Origin of the sequence: Bradyrhizobium sp. 33ap4 (genome assembly GCF_032654765.1) — a bacterium.
In the GTDB taxonomy this organism is placed as follows: Bacteria; Pseudomonadota; Alphaproteobacteria; order Rhizobiales; family Xanthobacteraceae; genus Bradyrhizobium; species Bradyrhizobium australafricanum.
On record NZ_JAUMTJ010000003.1, the window covers coordinates 68691 to 83962 of the forward strand.

General features: G+C 65.2%; 15 protein-coding genes. 14 read left to right on the forward strand and 1 reads right to left on the reverse strand.

Annotation, left to right across the window (positions count from 1 at the left end):
- Positions 1 to 49 precede the first annotated feature (49 nt).
- From Q2M23_RS03220 to fabZ, 11 genes are all read left to right on the forward strand, one after another.
- Entirely contained in the window at positions 50 to 1042 is a 993-nt protein-coding gene (locus Q2M23_RS03220; RefSeq protein ID WP_057016493.1) for a 30S ribosomal protein S2, read from the forward strand.
- Positions 1043 to 1169: 127 nt separating this feature from the next.
- A complete protein-coding gene (gene tsf, locus Q2M23_RS03225) occupies positions 1170 to 2093 on the forward strand; it encodes a translation elongation factor Ts (protein WP_057016494.1) in 924 nt (307 codons plus the stop codon).
- A 71-nt stretch (positions 2094 to 2164) separates the two neighbouring features.
- Complete coding sequence (gene pyrH, locus Q2M23_RS03230) at positions 2165 to 2881, forward strand: UMP kinase (protein ID WP_028334006.1); 717 nt, start codon at positions 2165 to 2167, stop codon at positions 2879 to 2881.
- A gap of 74 nt (positions 2882 to 2955) precedes the next feature.
- A complete protein-coding gene (frr, locus tag Q2M23_RS03235) occupies positions 2956 to 3519 on the forward strand; it encodes a ribosome recycling factor (protein ID WP_028334007.1) in 564 nt (187 codons plus the stop codon).
- A gap of 21 nt (positions 3520 to 3540) precedes the next feature.
- A complete protein-coding gene (locus Q2M23_RS03240) occupies positions 3541 to 4299 on the forward strand; it encodes an isoprenyl transferase (protein WP_057016496.1) in 759 nt (252 codons plus the stop codon).
- Positions 4296 to 5144, forward strand: a complete 849-nt coding sequence (locus Q2M23_RS03245; RefSeq protein WP_316394191.1) for a phosphatidate cytidylyltransferase — start codon at positions 4296 to 4298, stop codon at positions 5142 to 5144. The genes Q2M23_RS03240 and Q2M23_RS03245 overlap by 4 nt, the downstream gene beginning before the upstream one ends.
- Positions 5145 to 5148: 4 nt before the next feature.
- Positions 5149 to 6375 (forward strand): 1-deoxy-D-xylulose-5-phosphate reductoisomerase, encoded by a 1227-nt coding sequence (gene dxr, locus Q2M23_RS03250; RefSeq protein ID WP_316394193.1) that lies wholly within the window; start codon positions 5149 to 5151, stop codon positions 6373 to 6375.
- A gap of 44 nt (positions 6376 to 6419) precedes the next feature.
- A complete protein-coding gene (gene rseP / locus Q2M23_RS03255; protein WP_028339659.1) occupies positions 6420 to 7571 on the forward strand; it encodes an RIP metalloprotease RseP in 1152 nt (383 codons plus the stop codon).
- Positions 7572 to 7746: 175 nt separating this feature from the next.
- Entirely contained in the window at positions 7747 to 10287 is a 2541-nt protein-coding gene (gene bamA / locus Q2M23_RS03260; protein WP_057016498.1) for an outer membrane protein assembly factor BamA, read from the forward strand.
- A 32-nt stretch (positions 10288 to 10319) separates the two neighbouring features.
- Positions 10320 to 11381, forward strand: coding sequence for a UDP-3-O-(3-hydroxymyristoyl)glucosamine N-acyltransferase (lpxD, locus tag Q2M23_RS03265; protein ID WP_316394195.1), 1062 nt, complete (start codon positions 10320 to 10322; stop codon positions 11379 to 11381).
- Complete coding sequence (gene fabZ / locus Q2M23_RS03270) at positions 11381 to 11839, forward strand: 3-hydroxyacyl-ACP dehydratase FabZ (protein WP_016841580.1); 459 nt, start codon at positions 11381 to 11383, stop codon at positions 11837 to 11839. The genes lpxD and fabZ overlap by 1 nt, the downstream gene beginning before the upstream one ends.
- Here the strand turns inward: fabZ and Q2M23_RS03275 are convergent.
- Positions 11836 to 12171 (reverse strand): KTSC domain-containing protein, encoded by a 336-nt coding sequence (locus Q2M23_RS03275; protein ID WP_316394197.1) that lies wholly within the window; start codon positions 12169 to 12171, stop codon positions 11836 to 11838. The genes fabZ and Q2M23_RS03275 overlap by 4 nt on opposite strands.
- 147 nt (positions 12172 to 12318) lie before the next feature.
- On the opposite strand from Q2M23_RS03275, the gene lpxA reads away from it, so the two are divergent.
- Genes lpxA through lpxB form a run of 3 tightly spaced genes read left to right on the forward strand, consistent with a single transcriptional unit; the run spans position 12319 to position 15168 of the window.
- Positions 12319 to 13113, forward strand: coding sequence for an acyl-ACP--UDP-N-acetylglucosamine O-acyltransferase (gene lpxA, locus Q2M23_RS03280; protein ID WP_028334015.1), 795 nt, complete (start codon positions 12319 to 12321; stop codon positions 13111 to 13113).
- A 19-nt stretch (positions 13114 to 13132) separates the two neighbouring features.
- Entirely contained in the window at positions 13133 to 13990 is an 858-nt protein-coding gene (locus tag Q2M23_RS03285; RefSeq protein WP_076825416.1) for an LpxI family protein, read from the forward strand.
- Entirely contained in the window at positions 13990 to 15168 is a 1179-nt protein-coding gene (gene lpxB, locus Q2M23_RS03290; protein WP_316394200.1) for a lipid-A-disaccharide synthase, read from the forward strand. Before Q2M23_RS03285 ends, lpxB begins: the two co-directional genes overlap by 1 nt.
- Positions 15169 to 15272 lie beyond the last annotated feature (104 nt).

Genomic DNA, 15272 nt, shown 5'->3' on the forward strand with positions numbered 1-15272 from the left:
GCGCGTTTGCTCACACGTTTCCGGAGGAACCAACCGGAGAATTATCACTATGTCGCTACCCGATTTTTCTATGCGTCAGTTGCTTGAAGCTGGCGTTCACTTTGGCCACCAGGCCCACCGCTGGAATCCGAAGATGCAGGATTACATCTTCGGCGCCCGCAACAACATCCACATCATCGACCTCGCGCAGACCGTGCCGATGCTGCACCGTGCCCTGCAGGCGGTCAGCGATACCGTCGCCAAGGGCGGCCGCATCCTGTTCGTCGGCACCAAGCGCTCGGCCCAGGACGGCGTTGCCGACGCTGCCAAGCGTTCGGCGCAGTACTTCGTCAACTCGCGCTGGCTCGGCGGCACGCTGACCAACTGGAAGACGATCTCGGCCTCGATCAAGCGCCTGCGTCATCTCGACGACGTGCTGTCGTCGGGCGAAGCCAACTCCTACACCAAGAAGGAGCGGCTGACGCTGCAGCGCGAGCGCGACAAGCTCGACCGTTCGCTCGGCGGCATCAAGGACATGGGCGGCCTTCCCGACATGATCTTCGTGATCGACACCAACAAGGAAGACATCGCGATCCAGGAAGCCCAGCGGCTCAACATCCCGGTCGCGGCGATCGTCGACACCAATTCGGACCCGAAGGGCATCACCTATGTGGTGCCGGGCAATGACGACGCCGGCCGCGCGATCTCGCTGTATTGCGATCTCGTGGCGCGCGCCGCCATCGACGGCATCTCGCGCGCTCAGGGCGATTCCGGAATCGACATCGGCGCGTCGGCGACGCCCGTGCAGGAAGACCTTCCGGCGGCTGCGCCGTCCGGCTTCCAGGGCCTCGCCGGCCCGCGCGGCACCGCCGACAACCTCAAGAAGCTCACCGGCGTGTCCGGTGCGATCGAGAAGAAGCTCAACGACCTCGGCATCTTCCACTACTGGCAGCTCGCCGAGCTCGACCACGACACCGCGCACAAGATCGGCGAAGAAGTCGGTCTGCCGAGCCGTGCCGACGCCTGGGTCGCCCAGGCCAAGACGCTCGCCGAAGCGGAATAAAGGCTACGCGGCGTGGCCGGGTCTCGCCCGGCCGCCGCTTCTATTCCACGAACAACGATCTCCCTGTTGCAGATAGCGGCGCCATCGGGCGCCGCGGTTTCTGTACAGGCAAGAAGGACATTGAACGATGGCAACGATCACAGCAGCGATGGTCAAGGAGCTCCGCGAGTCGACTGGCGCGGGCATGATGGATTGCAAGGCGGCGCTGACCGAGAACAACGGCGACATGCAGGAAGCGCAGGACTGGCTGCGCAAGAAGGGCCTCTCCAAGGCCGCCAAGAAGGCCGGCCGCGTCGCGGCCGAGGGCCTGATCGGCGCGCTGACCTCCGGCACCAAGGGCGTGCTGGTCGAGGTCAACTCGGAGACCGACTTCGTTGCGCGCAATGAGCAGTTCCAGGGCCTGGTCAAGATGATCGCCCAGGTCGCGCTGCACAACGGCGCCGACGTCGAGAAGATCAAGGCGGCCAAGGTCGGCGACGTCACCGTCGAGACCGCGATCTCCGACGCGATCGCGACCATCGGCGAGAACATGACGCTGCGCCGCGCCGCCTCGCTCGAGGTGAGCAAGGGCGTGGTGTCGAGCTATGTCCACAACGCGGTCGTCGAGGGCGCCGGCAAGATCGGCGTGATCGTGGCGCTGGAGTCCGCCGGCAAGACCGACGAGCTCGCGGTGCTCGGCCGCCAGCTCGCCATGCACGTCGCGGCGGCGAAGCCGCTGGCGCTCGACCCGGCCGGGCTCGATCCGGAGACCGTCAAGCGCGAGAAGGACGTGCTGGCCGACAAGTACCGCCAGCAGGGCAAGCCGGAGAACGTCATCGAGAAGATCGTCGATTCCGGCCTGAAGACCTACTACAAGGAGGTCTGCCTGCTCGATCAGGCCTTCATCCACGATAGCGGCAAGTCGGTTGCCCAGGCGGTGAAGGAAGCTGAGGGTAAGGTCGGCGGGCCGATCAAAATCGCTGGCTTTGTGAACTATGCTCTCGGTGAGGGAATCGAGAAGCAGGAAAGTGACTTCGCCGCCGAAGTCGCGGCCGCCAGCGGCAAGAAGTAACCGCTGACACCAAGGCGTCCGGCGCTCCGCGCCGGAGGCCTGCCTGCGCGGGATAAGAAAGCGATCGCATCATGGCTGAGCCGATCTATCGTCGCGTGGTGATCAAGCTGTCCGGCGAATATCTGGCCGGCTCCCACGGGTTCGGTATCGATCAACCGACGGTCGATCGCATCGCCGACGACCTGATCGCAGCCCGCAAGCTCGGTATCGAGGTCGCCGTCGTGATCGGCGGCGGCAACATCGTCCGTGGCGTCGAGGTGTCCTCGCGCGGCGTCTCCCGGCCGACCGGCGACACCATGGGTATGCTTGCCACCATGATGAACTGCCTCGCGCTGGAGGCGGCGATCGAGCGCAAGGGAACCCCGGCGCGGACCTTGTCGGCATTCGTGATGCCGGAGATTTCCGAGCTGTTCACCCGTAGTGCAACGCACAAATATCTCGCCGAGGGACGCATCGTCCTGCTCGGCGGTGGAACCGGCAACCCGTTCTTCACGACCGACACCACCGCCGTGCTCCGCGCGGCCGAAATCGGTGCGCAGGCGGTGCTGAAGGCCACCAATGTCGACGGCGTCTACAGCGCCGATCCGAAGAAGGACCCCAAAGCCAAGCGCTTCGACCGCCTAACCCATTCGCAGGCGATCGAGGGCGGCTACAAGGTCATGGACGCGACCGCTTTCGCACTTGCCCGCGAGACGTCGCTGCCTATCATCGTGTTCTCTATCGCGGAGCCCGGTTCGATCGGTGCGATTCTGCGCGGTACCGGACACGGCACCGTCGTCGCCGGCTGATTGCCGCGCCTCCGGGTCCAGATTTTGGGCCCGAGGGCGTCGACAGCCGGTTTCTAGTGAAAGGGAGAAACGTCATGGCCGCAGCTGGTTTTGACATCAACGACGTGAAGCGCCGCATGCAGGGCGCCACGCAATCGCTCAAGCACGAGCTCGGCGGCCTGCGCACCGGCCGTGCCGCGGCCTCTATGTTGGAGCCGGTCCAGGTCGAGGCTTACGGCTCGCATATGCCGCTCAACCAGGTTGCCACCATCAGCGTGCCCGAGCCGCGCCTGCTCTCGGTGCAGGTCTGGGACAAGACGATGGTCAAGGCCGTGGAGAAGGCAATCGTCGACTCCAACCTCGGCCTGTCGCCGGCGACCGAAGGACAGGTGCTGCGCTTGCGGATTCCCGAACTCAACGAGGAGCGCCGCAAGGAGCTCGTCAAGGTCGCGCACAAATACGCGGAAGCGGCCAAGGTCGCGGTACGCCACGTGCGCCGCGACGGCCTCGACGTGATCAAGAAGCTCGAGAAGAATCACGAGATCTCCGAGGACGATCAGGAGCGCCTGTCGAACGAGGTGCAGAAGGCGACCGACGGCGTGATCGCCGAAGTCGATCAGCTGCTTGCCGCCAAGGAAAAGGAAATCCTGACGGTCTGAAGGCGCTACGGGAACGAGCCGATGTCGAACGCCGCCGCCCCAGCAGCTGACGGACCGGATCGCTCCGGCAGTCCGTTGCATGTGGCCATCATCATGGACGGCAACGGGCGCTGGGCCGCTTCGCGCGGCTTGCCGCGCGTCGAGGGCCATCGCCGCGGCGTCGAAGCGCTGCGCCGCGTGGTGCGTGCGGCCCATGAACTCGGCATCGTCTATCTCACCATTTTTTCTTTCAGCTCGGAAAACTGGTCGCGGCCCGCGAGCGAGATCGGCGATCTGTTCGGCCTGTTGCGCCGCTTCATCCGCAACGATCTGGCGACGCTGCATCGTGACGGGGTGCGGGTGCGCGTGATCGGCGAGCGTGACGGGCTTGACGCCGACATCTGCGCGCTGCTCAACGAGGCAGAGGAGCTGACGAAGAACAACGTCAAGCTCAGCCTTGTGGTCGCCTTCAACTATGGTTCGCGGGCGGAGATCGCCGCCGCGGCGCGGCGCCTTGCGCGCGAGGTCGCCGAAGGCAAGCGCGACGCCAACTCCATCGATGCCGACACGCTCGGGCAATATCTCGATGCGCCCGACATTCCGGATCCGGATCTGATTATCCGCACCAGCGGCGAGCAGCGTCTGTCCAACTTCCTGATGTGGCAGGCCGCCTATAGCGAACTCGTGTTCGTGCCGATTCACTGGCCGGATTTCGACAAGGCGGCGCTCGAAGGCGCGATTGCGGAATACGGCAAGCGCGAGCGCCGGTTCGGCGGGCTCGCTGCGAAAACCGGATCGTGACCGAGGGCGAGGCCGCGCCGGCGGCAGCAAACGAGGAGGGGTCGCGCAATCTCGCGATGCGCGTGATTGCGGCGCTGGTGCTGGCGCCGGTTGCGATCGCGCTGGCCTATATGGGCGGCGTCGCCTGGTCGCTCCTCGTGACATTGGCGGCGGCCGGATTGTTCGCGGAATGGCTTGTTGTCACCGGACTCGGACGCGAGCTCCGTGTCGTGGTGCCCGGCGTGGTCGCGTTGCTGCTCGCCGGACTATGCCTGATGGCCGGCCGTATCGATGCGGCCCTGATCGTACTCGCCGCCGGTGCGGTTGTTGTGGCGCTGACGTCCGGCGCGCGGCGCAACTGGGCCATTGCGGGACTGCTCTATGCGGCAGGGGCCGAGATTGCATCGGTCCTGCTGCGCCTCGACACGGCGAAGGGCTTTGCCGCGCTGATGTTCGTGTTGCTGATCGTGTGGGTCACCGATATCGGCGGCTACTTCGCGGGCCGCAGTATCGGCGGGCCGAAGCTCTGGGTGCGGGTCAGCCCGAAGAAGACATGGGCGGGCGCGGTTGGCGGCTTCGGGGCGAGCCTGCTGGTCGCTGCCGGCTTTGCCGCCCTTGAGATCGGCTCGACCGGTCCGCTCTTGATGCTCGGCGCCGTGTTGTCGGTGGTCTCGCAACTTGGCGATCTCTTCGAATCCGCGGTGAAGCGGCGGTTCGGCGTGAAGGATTCGAGTCACATCATTCCCGGTCACGGCGGCCTCCTGGACCGCCTGGACGGATTTGTCGCGGCCGTCATTGTGGCGGCGATTTTCGGCTTTCTCCGTGGTGGCGCCGATGGCGTCGGGCGCGGTCTTATGGTTTGGTGATGAGATGAGCGCAGTTCCGTTGCGTAACAACAAGGCCGCGGCGGCATCCGCCCTGCGGACTGTAACCGTCCTCGGTGCCACCGGCTCGATCGGCGACAGCACTATGGACCTGCTGCGTGGCGCGCGCGACCGCTACCGGGTCGAGGCGCTGACCGCGAACAGCAATGTCGAGGGCCTCGCCAAGCTGGCCAAGGAATTCGGCGCGCGGTTCGCCGCCATTGCCGATCCGGCGAAGCTTTCGGAGCTGAAGGACGCGCTGACCGGAACCCGGACCGAATGCGGGGCCGGGGAGAGCGCGATCATCGAAGCGGCCGCGCGGCCGGCCGATTGGGTGATGGCGGCGGTCAGCGGCGCGGCCGGGCTGAAGCCTGCGCTTGCCGCGGTCGATCGTGGCGCCACCGTCGCGCTGGCCAACAAGGAATGCTTGGTCTGTGCCGGCGATATCTTCATGGAGCGGGCGAGGAAGGCCGGCGCCTGCATCCTGCCGGCGGACTCCGAGCACAATGCGCTGTTCCAGGCGCTGGCTTCCGGCAACCGCGAGGAACTGACGCGGGTGATCATCACCGCGTCCGGCGGCCCGTTCCGTACCTGGGCGCCCGCCGACATCGAGCAGGCGACGCTGGAACAGGCGCTGAAGCATCCGAATTGGAGCATGGGGCAGAAGATCACGATCGATTCCGCCTCGATGATGAACAAGGGTCTCGAGGTGATCGAGGCGTCCTATCTGTTCGCTTTGACGCCCGACGAAATCGACGTGCTGGTGCACCCGCAGTCGATCATCCACGGCATGGTCGAGTTCTCCGATCGCTCGGTGGTCGCCCAGCTCGGCACGCCCGATATGCGGATCCCGATCGCGCATTGCCTCGGCTGGCCCGACCGCGTCGTCGGCCCGTCCGCCAAGCTCGACCTCGCCAAGGTCGGACAGCTCACCTTTGAGGCGCCGGATTTTGAGCGCTTCCCGGGGCTGCGGCTGGCCTACGAGGCGTTGCGGATGGGGCACGGCGCGACGACGGTCTACAACGCTGCGAACGAGATCGCGGTCGCCGCGTTTATCGCCGGCAAGATCAAGTTCGGCGCGATCGCCCGGCTGGTCGAGGCGACGATGAACGATTGGATCAAGTCAGGGAATCAGCCACCACTGCACTCGGCGGATGATGCGATTTCCGTTGACCATATCGCGCGAAATAAAGCTGCCGCCCTATTGCCTCAAATTGCCTTAAAGGCAACCTAGAGGGTTGGGGACGGAGCCTTTGGCTCTTGTCGAGGGAAAATCGAATGCCCGAGTATTTTATTCATAGTATCAATGCGTTGAGTCATGGGCTTCTCGGTACCATCGTTCCCTTCCTCTTCGTCCTGACCATCGTCGTCTTCTTCCATGAGCTCGGCCACTTCCTGGTCGCGCGCTGGGCCGGCGTGAAGGTGTTGACGTTCTCGCTGGGCTTCGGCCCGGAGCTCGCCGGCTTCAACGACCGGCATGGCACGCGCTGGAAGATCTCGGCGATTCCGCTCGGCGGCTACGTCAAATTCTTCGGCGACGACAGCGAGGCTTCGACGCCGTCCACCGAGACGCTCGCCGCCATGACGGCGGAAGAGCGTGAAGGCAGCTTCCATCACAAATCGGTCGGAAAGCGCACCGCCATCGTTGCGGCCGGCCCGGTGGCGAACTTCATTCTCGGCGCCCTGATTTTCGCGGGCATGGCGCTCTACTACGGCAAGCCGAGCACGATTGCCCGGGTCGACGGCTTAGTGGCCGAAAGCGTCGCCGCGAACGCCGGCTTCAAGGTCGGCGATGTCGTCGTGGATATCGACGGCAGCGCGATCCAGAGCTTCGCCGACATGCAGCGGATTGTAGCTTCGAATGCTGGTTCAGAGCTTGGATTTAAGGTGAAGCGCGATGGTGCGATTGTCGCGCTCAAGGCGACGCCGGCGCTCCGGGAGGTCAAGGACCCCTTCGGCAATGCCCACCGAATCGGCGTGCTCGGAATTGAGCACAAGGCTCAGGTCGGCGAAGCGACCAGCGCCTCGGTCGGCGTGCTGGAGGCCCTGAAGATCGGCGTCGAGCAGGTTTGGTACATCATTTCCAGCACGTTCAAGTTCCTGGGCTCGCTGTTCGTTGGAACCGGCAATCCGGCCGAGGTGAGCGGCGTCATTGGAATCGCGAAGCTGTCGGGGCAGGCCGCGAGCGCCGGGTTCCAGTTCGTGATCAATCTTTGCGCCATCCTGTCGGTCTCGATCGGCCTGCTGAACCTGTTTCCGATCCCGCTTTTGGATGGCGGACACCTGCTTTTCTACAGCGCGGAGGCGCTGCGCGGGCGCCCGCTGTCGGAGCGGACGCAGGAGGTGGGTTTCCGAATCGGGCTGGGTCTGGTCCTGATGCTGATGGTGTTTGCGACGTATAACGACATCCTCAGGATCGCCGGGTCCTGAAACGGGCTTTTTTGTGGCGTTGCCAATGGGCAACGTCTTGGAACGAAAATGGAAATGTTCGGCTCTAGTAAGTTTGCCCCCCCGGCAAATTTGGTTACAAGCTGAGCGGCAGGTTGGGAATCTGTCGGGTCGTTGGGGAACGATCTGGCATCGTTAAGATAAGGGCGCATTGCGCATGATGTTTGGAATGCGAGTGAGGGGGGGGCTGTTCGCCGCCTTGGTCATGTTCGCCGCGCCGGTGGTTGCCACCTTGGCGACCGTAGCTGTGTCTGTGCCTGCGTCGGCGCAGACCGTCGATTCGATCACGGTGGAGGGGAACCGCCGTGTCGAGCTTGAAACCATCCGCTCCTACTTCCATCCCGGACCGGGCGGTCGGCTGGCCCAGGCCCAGATCGACGACGGTCTGAAGGCGCTGATCGAGACCGGCCTGTTTCAGGACGTCCATATCGACCAGCGGGGCGGGCGCCTCGTCGTGGTCGTGGTCGAGAACCCGGTGATCGGCCGCGTTGCCTTCGAGGGCAACAAGAAGATCAAGGACGAACAGCTCACCGCTGAAGTGCAGTCCAAGCCGCGCGGCACGTTCTCGCGCCCGATGGTCCAGTCGGACGCCCTGCGCATCGCCGAAATCTACCGTCGGTCCGGCCGCTATGACGTGCGGGTCAATCCGCAGATCATCGAGCAGCCGAACAACCGCGTCGACCTGATCTTCGAGGTCAATGAAGGCGTGAAGACCGGCGTCCGGTCGATCGAATTCATCGGCAACAGCGCCTATTCGGCGTCCCGTCTGCGCGACGTCATCAAGACCCGCGAATCGAACATCCTGAGCTTCCTCGGCGGCAACGACGTCTACGATCCCGACCGGGTCGAGGCCGATCGCGACCTGCTGCGTCGCTTCTATCTCAAGAACGGCTATGCCGACGTCCAGGTCGTGGCCGCGCTGACCGAATACGATCCCGAGAAGAAGGGCTTCCTGGTTACCTTCAAGATCGAGGAAGGCCAGCAGTACCGCGTCGCGTCGGTCAACTATACGTCGTCGATCGCAACGCTCGACCCGAACGCGCTGCGCACCTACTCGCGCGTCAATGTCGGCTCGCTCTACAACGCCGAGGCGCTGGAGAAGTCGGTCGAGGAGATGCAGATCGAGGCATCGCGCCGCGGCTACGCATTCGCGGTGGTCCGGCCGCGCGGTGATCGCAACTTCGACAATCACACGGTGTCGATCACCTTCGCTATCGACGAAGGTCCGCGCACCTATATCGAGCGCATCAACATCCGCGGCAACAGCCGTACCCGCGACTACGTGATCCGCCGCGAGTTCGATATCTCGGAAGGCGACGCCTACAACCGTGCGCTGGTCGACCGCGCCGAGCGCCGGCTGAAGAACCTCGACTTCTTCAAGACGGTGAAGATCACCACCGAGCCGGGCTCCTCCAGCGATCGCGTCATCCTGATCGTCGATCTCGAGGAGAAATCGACCGGCGACTTCTCGGTGTCGGGCGGTTACTCGACCACCGACGGCGCGCTGGCCGAAGTCAGCGTCTCCGAGCGCAACCTGCTCGGCCGCGGCCTGTACGCGAAGGCGTCGGTGACCTACGGCCAGTATGCCCGCGGCTACTCGCTGTCGTTCGTCGAGCCCTATCTGCTCGACTACCGCGTCGCGCTCGGCCTCGACCTCTATCAGCGCCAGCAGCTGTCCAACAGCTACATCGCCTACGGCACCAAGACGCTGGGGTTCAGCCCGCGGCTCGGCTTCAGCCTGCGGGAAGATCTGTCGCTGCAGCTGCGCTACTCGATCTACCAGCAGGAAATCACCCTGCCGTCGACGCTGAACAACTGCAACAACGTGCCGACCCTGCCGGATGGAACGCCCAACCCCGCGTTCAATCCGAGCCCGGCCTATGCGAACCTGAACGGGATCAGCTTGGTGTCGACCAATGGTCTCGGCTGCTTCTTTGACGGCGAAGCCTCGCTGCCGGTCCGCAAGGAGCTGGCGGGCGGCAAGACCCTCACATCGGCGCTGGGTTACACGCTCAACTACAACACGCTCGACAACAACAAGAACCCGACCGACGGTCTGATCGTCGACTTCAAGCAGGACTTCGCCGGTGTTGGCGGTGACGTCAGCTACATCAAGACCGCGATCGACGCGAAGTACTACACCCCGCTGGTCTCCGACATTGTCGGCGTGATCCACGCCCAGGGCGGCATCCTGAACAAGCTCGGGACCTCGGATCTGCGCATGCTCGACCACTTCCAGATGGGCCCGAACCTGGTCCGCGGCTTCGCGCCGAACGGCATCGGTCCGCGTGACATCAACCCGTACGGCACCATGGATGCCATCGGCGGCACCAAGTACTGGGGCGTGTCGGCGGAACTGCAGATGCCGTTCTGGTTCCTGCCGAAGGAAGTCGGGCTCAAGGGCGCGGTCTATGCCGACGCCGGCGGGCTGTACGACTACCAGGGCCCGACCTCGTGGGCGGCGACCGGCGAAGTCAACGTGCCTGGCTGTGTCAGGCCGACGAACAATCCGCCGTCTCCGGGTACGTGCCTTGGCCTGAGCTACGACGACAGCAAGGTTGTCCGCACCTCGGTCGGTGTCGGCCTGATCTGGCAGTCACCGTTCGGCCCGCTGCGCTTCGACTACGCGGTGCCGCTGACCAAGGGTGCGTTTGACCGCACGCAAGAATTCCGGTTTGGCGGCGGTACGACGTTCTAAGACCGATTGCCAACCGGACTGCGACGGATGGAATGGCGCAGCCGATCTTCTACAAGAGTCCTCCTTCGTCATCGCTGGCTGAAATAGCCGCGCTGACGAAGGCGCAACTGGTCGACCCCGAAAGGGGCGCGCTTCAGATCAGGGGGCTGGCCTCGCTCGACGAGGCCGGTCCGATGCATCTCGCCTTTTTCGACAATCTGAAATACGCCGACCAGCTTGCCGCGACCAAGGCCGGGGCGTGTCTGGTCAGCCCGCGCTTCGAGGCGCAGGTGCCGAAGGGCACGGCCGTGCTGCGGGCGGCGAAGCCGTTCCAGGTGTTCGTCGAGCTCGCCCGGCAATGGCACGCCGATGCCCTGCGGCCGCAATCCTGGTTCGACACCGAGGGGATCGCGCCGTCGGCGATCATCGATCCCACCGCGCGCCTCGAGGACGGCGTCATCGTCGATCCGCTGGTCGTGATCGGCCCGCGGGTCGAGATCGGCTCGGGCACCATCATCGGCGCCGGCGCGGTGATCGGGGCCGATGTCAAGATCGGCCGCGACTGCAATGTCGGCGCCAAGACCACCATTCAGTTCGCGCTGATCGGCAACAACGTCCTGATCCATCCCGGCTGCAATATCGGCCAGGACGGCTATGGCTTCATCTTCTTCGGGCCGGCCGGCCATGTGAAGGTGCCGCAGACCGGCCGCGTGGTGATCCAGAACAATGTCGAGGTCGGCGCCGCCTCGACCATCGACCGCGGTTCCCTGCGCGACACCGTGATCGGCGAGGGCACCAAAATCGACAATCAGGTCCAGATCGGCCACAATGTGACGATCGGCCGGCACTGCCTGCTGGCGGCCCAGATCGGGCTCGCCGGCAGCCTGACCATCGGCGACAATGTCGCGCTCGGCGCCAAGGTGGGCATCAACAACCACCTCAAGATCGGCGACGGCGCCCAGGTGACGGCGATGAGCGCGGTCAAGGACGACATCCCGGCCAACGGTCGGTGGGGCGGGCATTTCGCCAAGCCGACCAAGCAGTGGTTCAGGGAAATTATCGCAGTGGAGCGTCTGGTGCGCGACAACGAAGCCAAAGGTGAGGGGCAGGAGTGATGGAGGAGGCACCGGTCAAATTCGAGCTGGTGGATATCAACGATATCCTGAAGACGCTTCCGCATCGCTTTCCGATGTTGCTGATCGACCGGGTGATCAAGATCCGCACCGACTACAGCGGCATCGGCATCAAGAACGTCACCTTCAACGAGCCGCCGTTCCAGGGCCACTTCCCGGACCGCCCGGTCTACCCCGGCGTGATGATGATCGAGGCGATGGCCCAGACCGCCGGCGTCATCGGCATCAAGTCGGTCGAGGGCACCGAGAAGCCGCGCGCGGTGTATTTCCTCACCATCGACAAGTGCAAGTTCAGGAAGCCGGTGATGCCCGGCGACACCATCGAGTATCACATGCGCTCGCTCGGCCGGCGCAAGACGATGTGGTGGTTTCACGGCGATGCCAAGGTCAACGGTCAGGTCGTCGCCGAAGCCGATGTCGGTGCGATGCTGACGGATTAGGCCGCGCCGGTCCACGTGGTGCAGGTGTAGCGGCCGTCCGCGCCCGCGATCCGCAGGACGCGATTGAGGAAGATGCCCATCGATGGCGCGTTCATCAGCGCGTCGTAGGTTTCGGCAGGGACGCCGCAATAATGCTGGTAGCTGCCTCTGACCGCGACCAGCAGCGCGCGTTGATCCGTGCTGTAGCAGACCCGCTGGACGATCGTGCTGCGGTTGATGTCGCGGCATTCGAAGCTCGAGAGGTCGACCGCCGTGCTGTTGCCGAGATCGACCGTCTCCGGGCCGATTGGCGCAGAGAGCAGGCTGAGGATCAGCGCGGCGGCCCGGACCATGGATCGGTTGCGACCTTCTCTTGCAACAGGCGGTCATGATACGTCACTGGACAGGGCGGGCAAAGTCGCGCTAACGACCGCCCAAATCGATAGGCTGGCGCCTCGATAGCATCTTGGCGCCATTAACGAATTCCGGACCGAAATTTCATGAGCATGATCGACCCGACTGCGCGGATTGCCGATGGCGCTGTGATCGGGGCCGGCACCGAGATCGGTCCGTACTGCATCGTCGGCCCCAACGTCGTGCTCGGTGAGAACTGCAAGCTGATCGCGCATGTCACGATCAGCGGGCATACCAGGATCGGCGCCGGCTGCATCATCTCGCCGTTCGCCGCGCTCGGCGGGCCGCCGCAGGATCTCAGCTATCGCGGCGAGCCGACCCGCCTCGAAGTCGGCGAAGCCTGCACGATCCGCGAGGGCGTGACGATGAATGTCGGCACGGTCAAGGGCGGCGGGCTCACGCGCGTCGGCGATCGCGGCTTCTTCATGAACAACAGCCATGTCGGCCATGACTGCATGGTCGGCAATGGCGTGATCTTCGCGACGTCGGCGACGCTCGGCGGCCACTGCGAGATCGGCGACTTCGTCTATATCGGCGGCCTGTCGGCTGTGCACCAGTTCACCCGCGTCGGCTCGCAGGTGATGATCGGCGGCGTCTGCGGCGTGCGCGGCGACATCATCCCGTTCGGCCTCGCCAACGGTCAGTACGCGGTTCTCGAAGGACTCAACATCATCGGCATGCGGCGCCGCCAGTTCACCAAGGCGCGGCTGGCGACGGTGCGCGCGTTCTATCAAAAGCTGTTCCACGGCCCCGGCATCTTCGCCGAGCGGCTCGCCTCGGTGCAGCCGCTGGCGGGCGAGGATCCGGCGATTGCGGAAATCCTGGCCTTCATCGAGGGCGGCAAGCTGCGCCCGCTCTGCCTTCCCGCCGATACCAATTGAGCAGGGGATGGCCGCCAGCATGACGTCAGCGGCTCCCTCGCTTTCCTCGCCGGTCGGCGTCATCGCCGGCGGCGGCGCCATGCCGTTCGCGGTCGCCGACTCCCTGGTTGCGCGCGGCATCACGCCGGTGCTGTTCGCGCTGCGCGGCGCCTGCGATCCGGCGCGCGCGCAGCGGTTCCGTCACCGCTGGATCTCGGTCGGCCAGCTCGGGCGGGCGACCCGGCTGTTCCGCGACGAAGGCTGCCGCGATCTGATCTTCATCGGCACCTTGGTGCGGCCCGCGCTGTCGGAAATTCGGCTCGACTGGGGCACGCTGCGCCTGCTCGGCCACGTCGTGCGCGCATTTCGCGGCGGAGACGATCATTTGCTGTCGAGTGTTGGCCGCATCCTCGAGCAGCAGGGCTTCCGCATGGTCGGGATCAAGGATGTCGCGCCCGATCTGTTGATGCCGGAGGGCGCCGTGACGCGCGCGGCGCCCGACAGCACGGCGCTCGCCGACATCGCGCGCGGACGCGGCGTGCTTGACGCGCTCGGCCCGTTCGACATCGGTCAGGCGGCCGTGGTGATCGACGGTCATGTGGTAGCGGTCGAGGATATCGAGGGTACCGACGGGCTGCTCGCGCGCGTCGCGCGGCTGCGCGCCGAGGGTCGCGTTCGCGCCAAGGCCGGCCGCGGCGTGCTGGTGAAGGCTCCGAAGAGCCGGCAGGATCTGCGCTTCGATCTGCCGACCATCGGCCCGCGGACGGTCGAGGGCGCGGCAGCAGCCGGTATCGCCGGCATCGCCGTGATCGCCGGCAATACGCTGGCCGCCGAGCCGCAGGCCCTGGTCGAGGCCGCCGACGCCAGGGGGCTGTTTGTCATCGGGCTGGCGGGCTGATGCAGCTGCGCAGCCCCAGCACCGCTCGCAAGATCTTCCTCATCGCGACCGAGGAATCCGGCGACCGCCTCGGCGCGGCGCTGATGCAGGTGCTGCGCCAGCGGCTCGGCGATGCCGTGCAGTTTTCCGGCGTCGGCGGTCGGGCGATGACTGCTCAGGGAATCGCCCCGCTGTTTCCGATCGAAGAGCTCTCGATCATGGGCTTTGCCGCCGTCGTGAAGCAGTTGCCGAAAATCCTGCGATTGATCCGGCGCACCGCCGATGCCGTGCTCGCCGACGCGCCTGACATGCTCGTCATCATCGACAGCCCCGATTTCACCCACCGCGTCGCCCGTCGCGTCCGCGCCCGCAACCCGAACATTCCGATCGTCGATTACGTATCCCCGTCGGTCTGGGCCTGGCGGCCGGGCAGGGCGCGCGCGATGCGGGGCTATGTCGACCACGTGCTCGCGCTGCTGCCGTTCGAGCCGGAGGAATATCGCAAGCTGCAGGGACCGCCGTGCAGCTATGTCGGCCACCCCCTGACCGAGCAGCTCGCCACGCTGCGCCCGAACGAGGAGGAGCAGAAGCGGCGCGATGCGCAGCCTCCGGTGCTGCTGGTATTGCCCGGAAGCCGGCGCAGCGAGATCAGGCATCATCTGGCGCTGTTCGGCACCGCGCTCGGCCAGCTCAACAAGCAAACGCCGTTCGAGCTCGTGCTTCCCACCATGCCGCATCTCGAGGCGATGGTGCGCGAGGGCGTCGCGTCGTGGCCGGTGGTGCCGCGGCTCGCGATCGGCGAGACCGAGAAGCGCGCCGCGTTCCGTGTCGCCCGCGCTGCGCTCGCGAAGTCGGGCACGGTGACGCTGGAGCTCGCGCTGTCAGGGATTCCCATGGTGACGGCCTATCGCGTCGGCGCCGCCGAGGCGTTCATCCTGCGCCGCGCGATCCGGGTGTCCTCGGTGATCCTCGCCAATCTCGTGATCGGCAGCGATATCATTCCCGAGTTCCTGCAGGAGGACTGCACGCCGGACGAGCTCGCGGCGGCGCTGGGCGACGTGCTTGCGGATTCGCCCGATCGTCTGCGGCAGCTCGTGGGGTTCGCGACGATGGACGGGAAGATGTCGACCGGCGACCAGCCGCCGAGCGTCCGCGCCGCCGACATCGTGCTGGCGGAAATGGGCCGCCGTTCGGCCTAGCCAATCGATCGTGTCCTCGTTCAGTTCAGTGGCGACATCCCGCCGCAACGATCTCGCTTGCGCTGAATATTTAGACCGTCCTAATATTAGCAATAGCTAATATT

Bases quoted from the DNA above. Each gene is read 5' to 3' on its own strand.
- lpxD (WP_316394195.1), top strand. From the start codon at position 10,320: ATGGCGCAGCCGATCTTCTACAAGAGTCCTCCTTCGTCATCGCTGGCT.
- dxr (WP_316394193.1), top strand. From the start codon at position 5,149: ATGAGCGCAGTTCCGTTGCGTAACAACAAGGCCGCGGCGGCATCCGCC.
- Q2M23_RS03220 (WP_057016493.1), top strand. From the start codon at position 50: ATGTCGCTACCCGATTTTTCTATGCGTCAGTTGCTTGAAGCTGGCGTT.
- pyrH (WP_028334006.1), top strand. From the start codon at position 2,165: ATGGCTGAGCCGATCTATCGTCGCGTGGTGATCAAGCTGTCCGGCGAA.
- lpxB (WP_316394200.1), top strand. From the start codon at position 13,990: ATGCAGCTGCGCAGCCCCAGCACCGCTCGCAAGATCTTCCTCATCGCG.
- bamA (WP_057016498.1), top strand. From the start codon at position 7,747: ATGATGTTTGGAATGCGAGTGAGGGGGGGGCTGTTCGCCGCCTTGGTC.
- tsf (WP_057016494.1), top strand. From the start codon at position 1,170: ATGGCAACGATCACAGCAGCGATGGTCAAGGAGCTCCGCGAGTCGACT.
- lpxA (WP_028334015.1), top strand. From the start codon at position 12,319: ATGAGCATGATCGACCCGACTGCGCGGATTGCCGATGGCGCTGTGATC.
- frr (WP_028334007.1), top strand. From the start codon at position 2,956: ATGGCCGCAGCTGGTTTTGACATCAACGACGTGAAGCGCCGCATGCAG.
- Q2M23_RS03285 (WP_076825416.1), top strand. From the start codon at position 13,133: ATGACGTCAGCGGCTCCCTCGCTTTCCTCGCCGGTCGGCGTCATCGCC.
- Q2M23_RS03275 (WP_316394197.1), bottom strand. From the start codon at position 12,171: ATGGTCCGGGCCGCCGCGCTGATCCTCAGCCTGCTCTCTGCGCCAATC.
- rseP (WP_028339659.1), top strand. From the start codon at position 6,420: ATGCCCGAGTATTTTATTCATAGTATCAATGCGTTGAGTCATGGGCTT.
- fabZ (WP_016841580.1), top strand. From the start codon at position 11,381: ATGGAGGAGGCACCGGTCAAATTCGAGCTGGTGGATATCAACGATATC.
- Q2M23_RS03240 (WP_057016496.1), top strand. From the start codon at position 3,541: ATGTCGAACGCCGCCGCCCCAGCAGCTGACGGACCGGATCGCTCCGGC.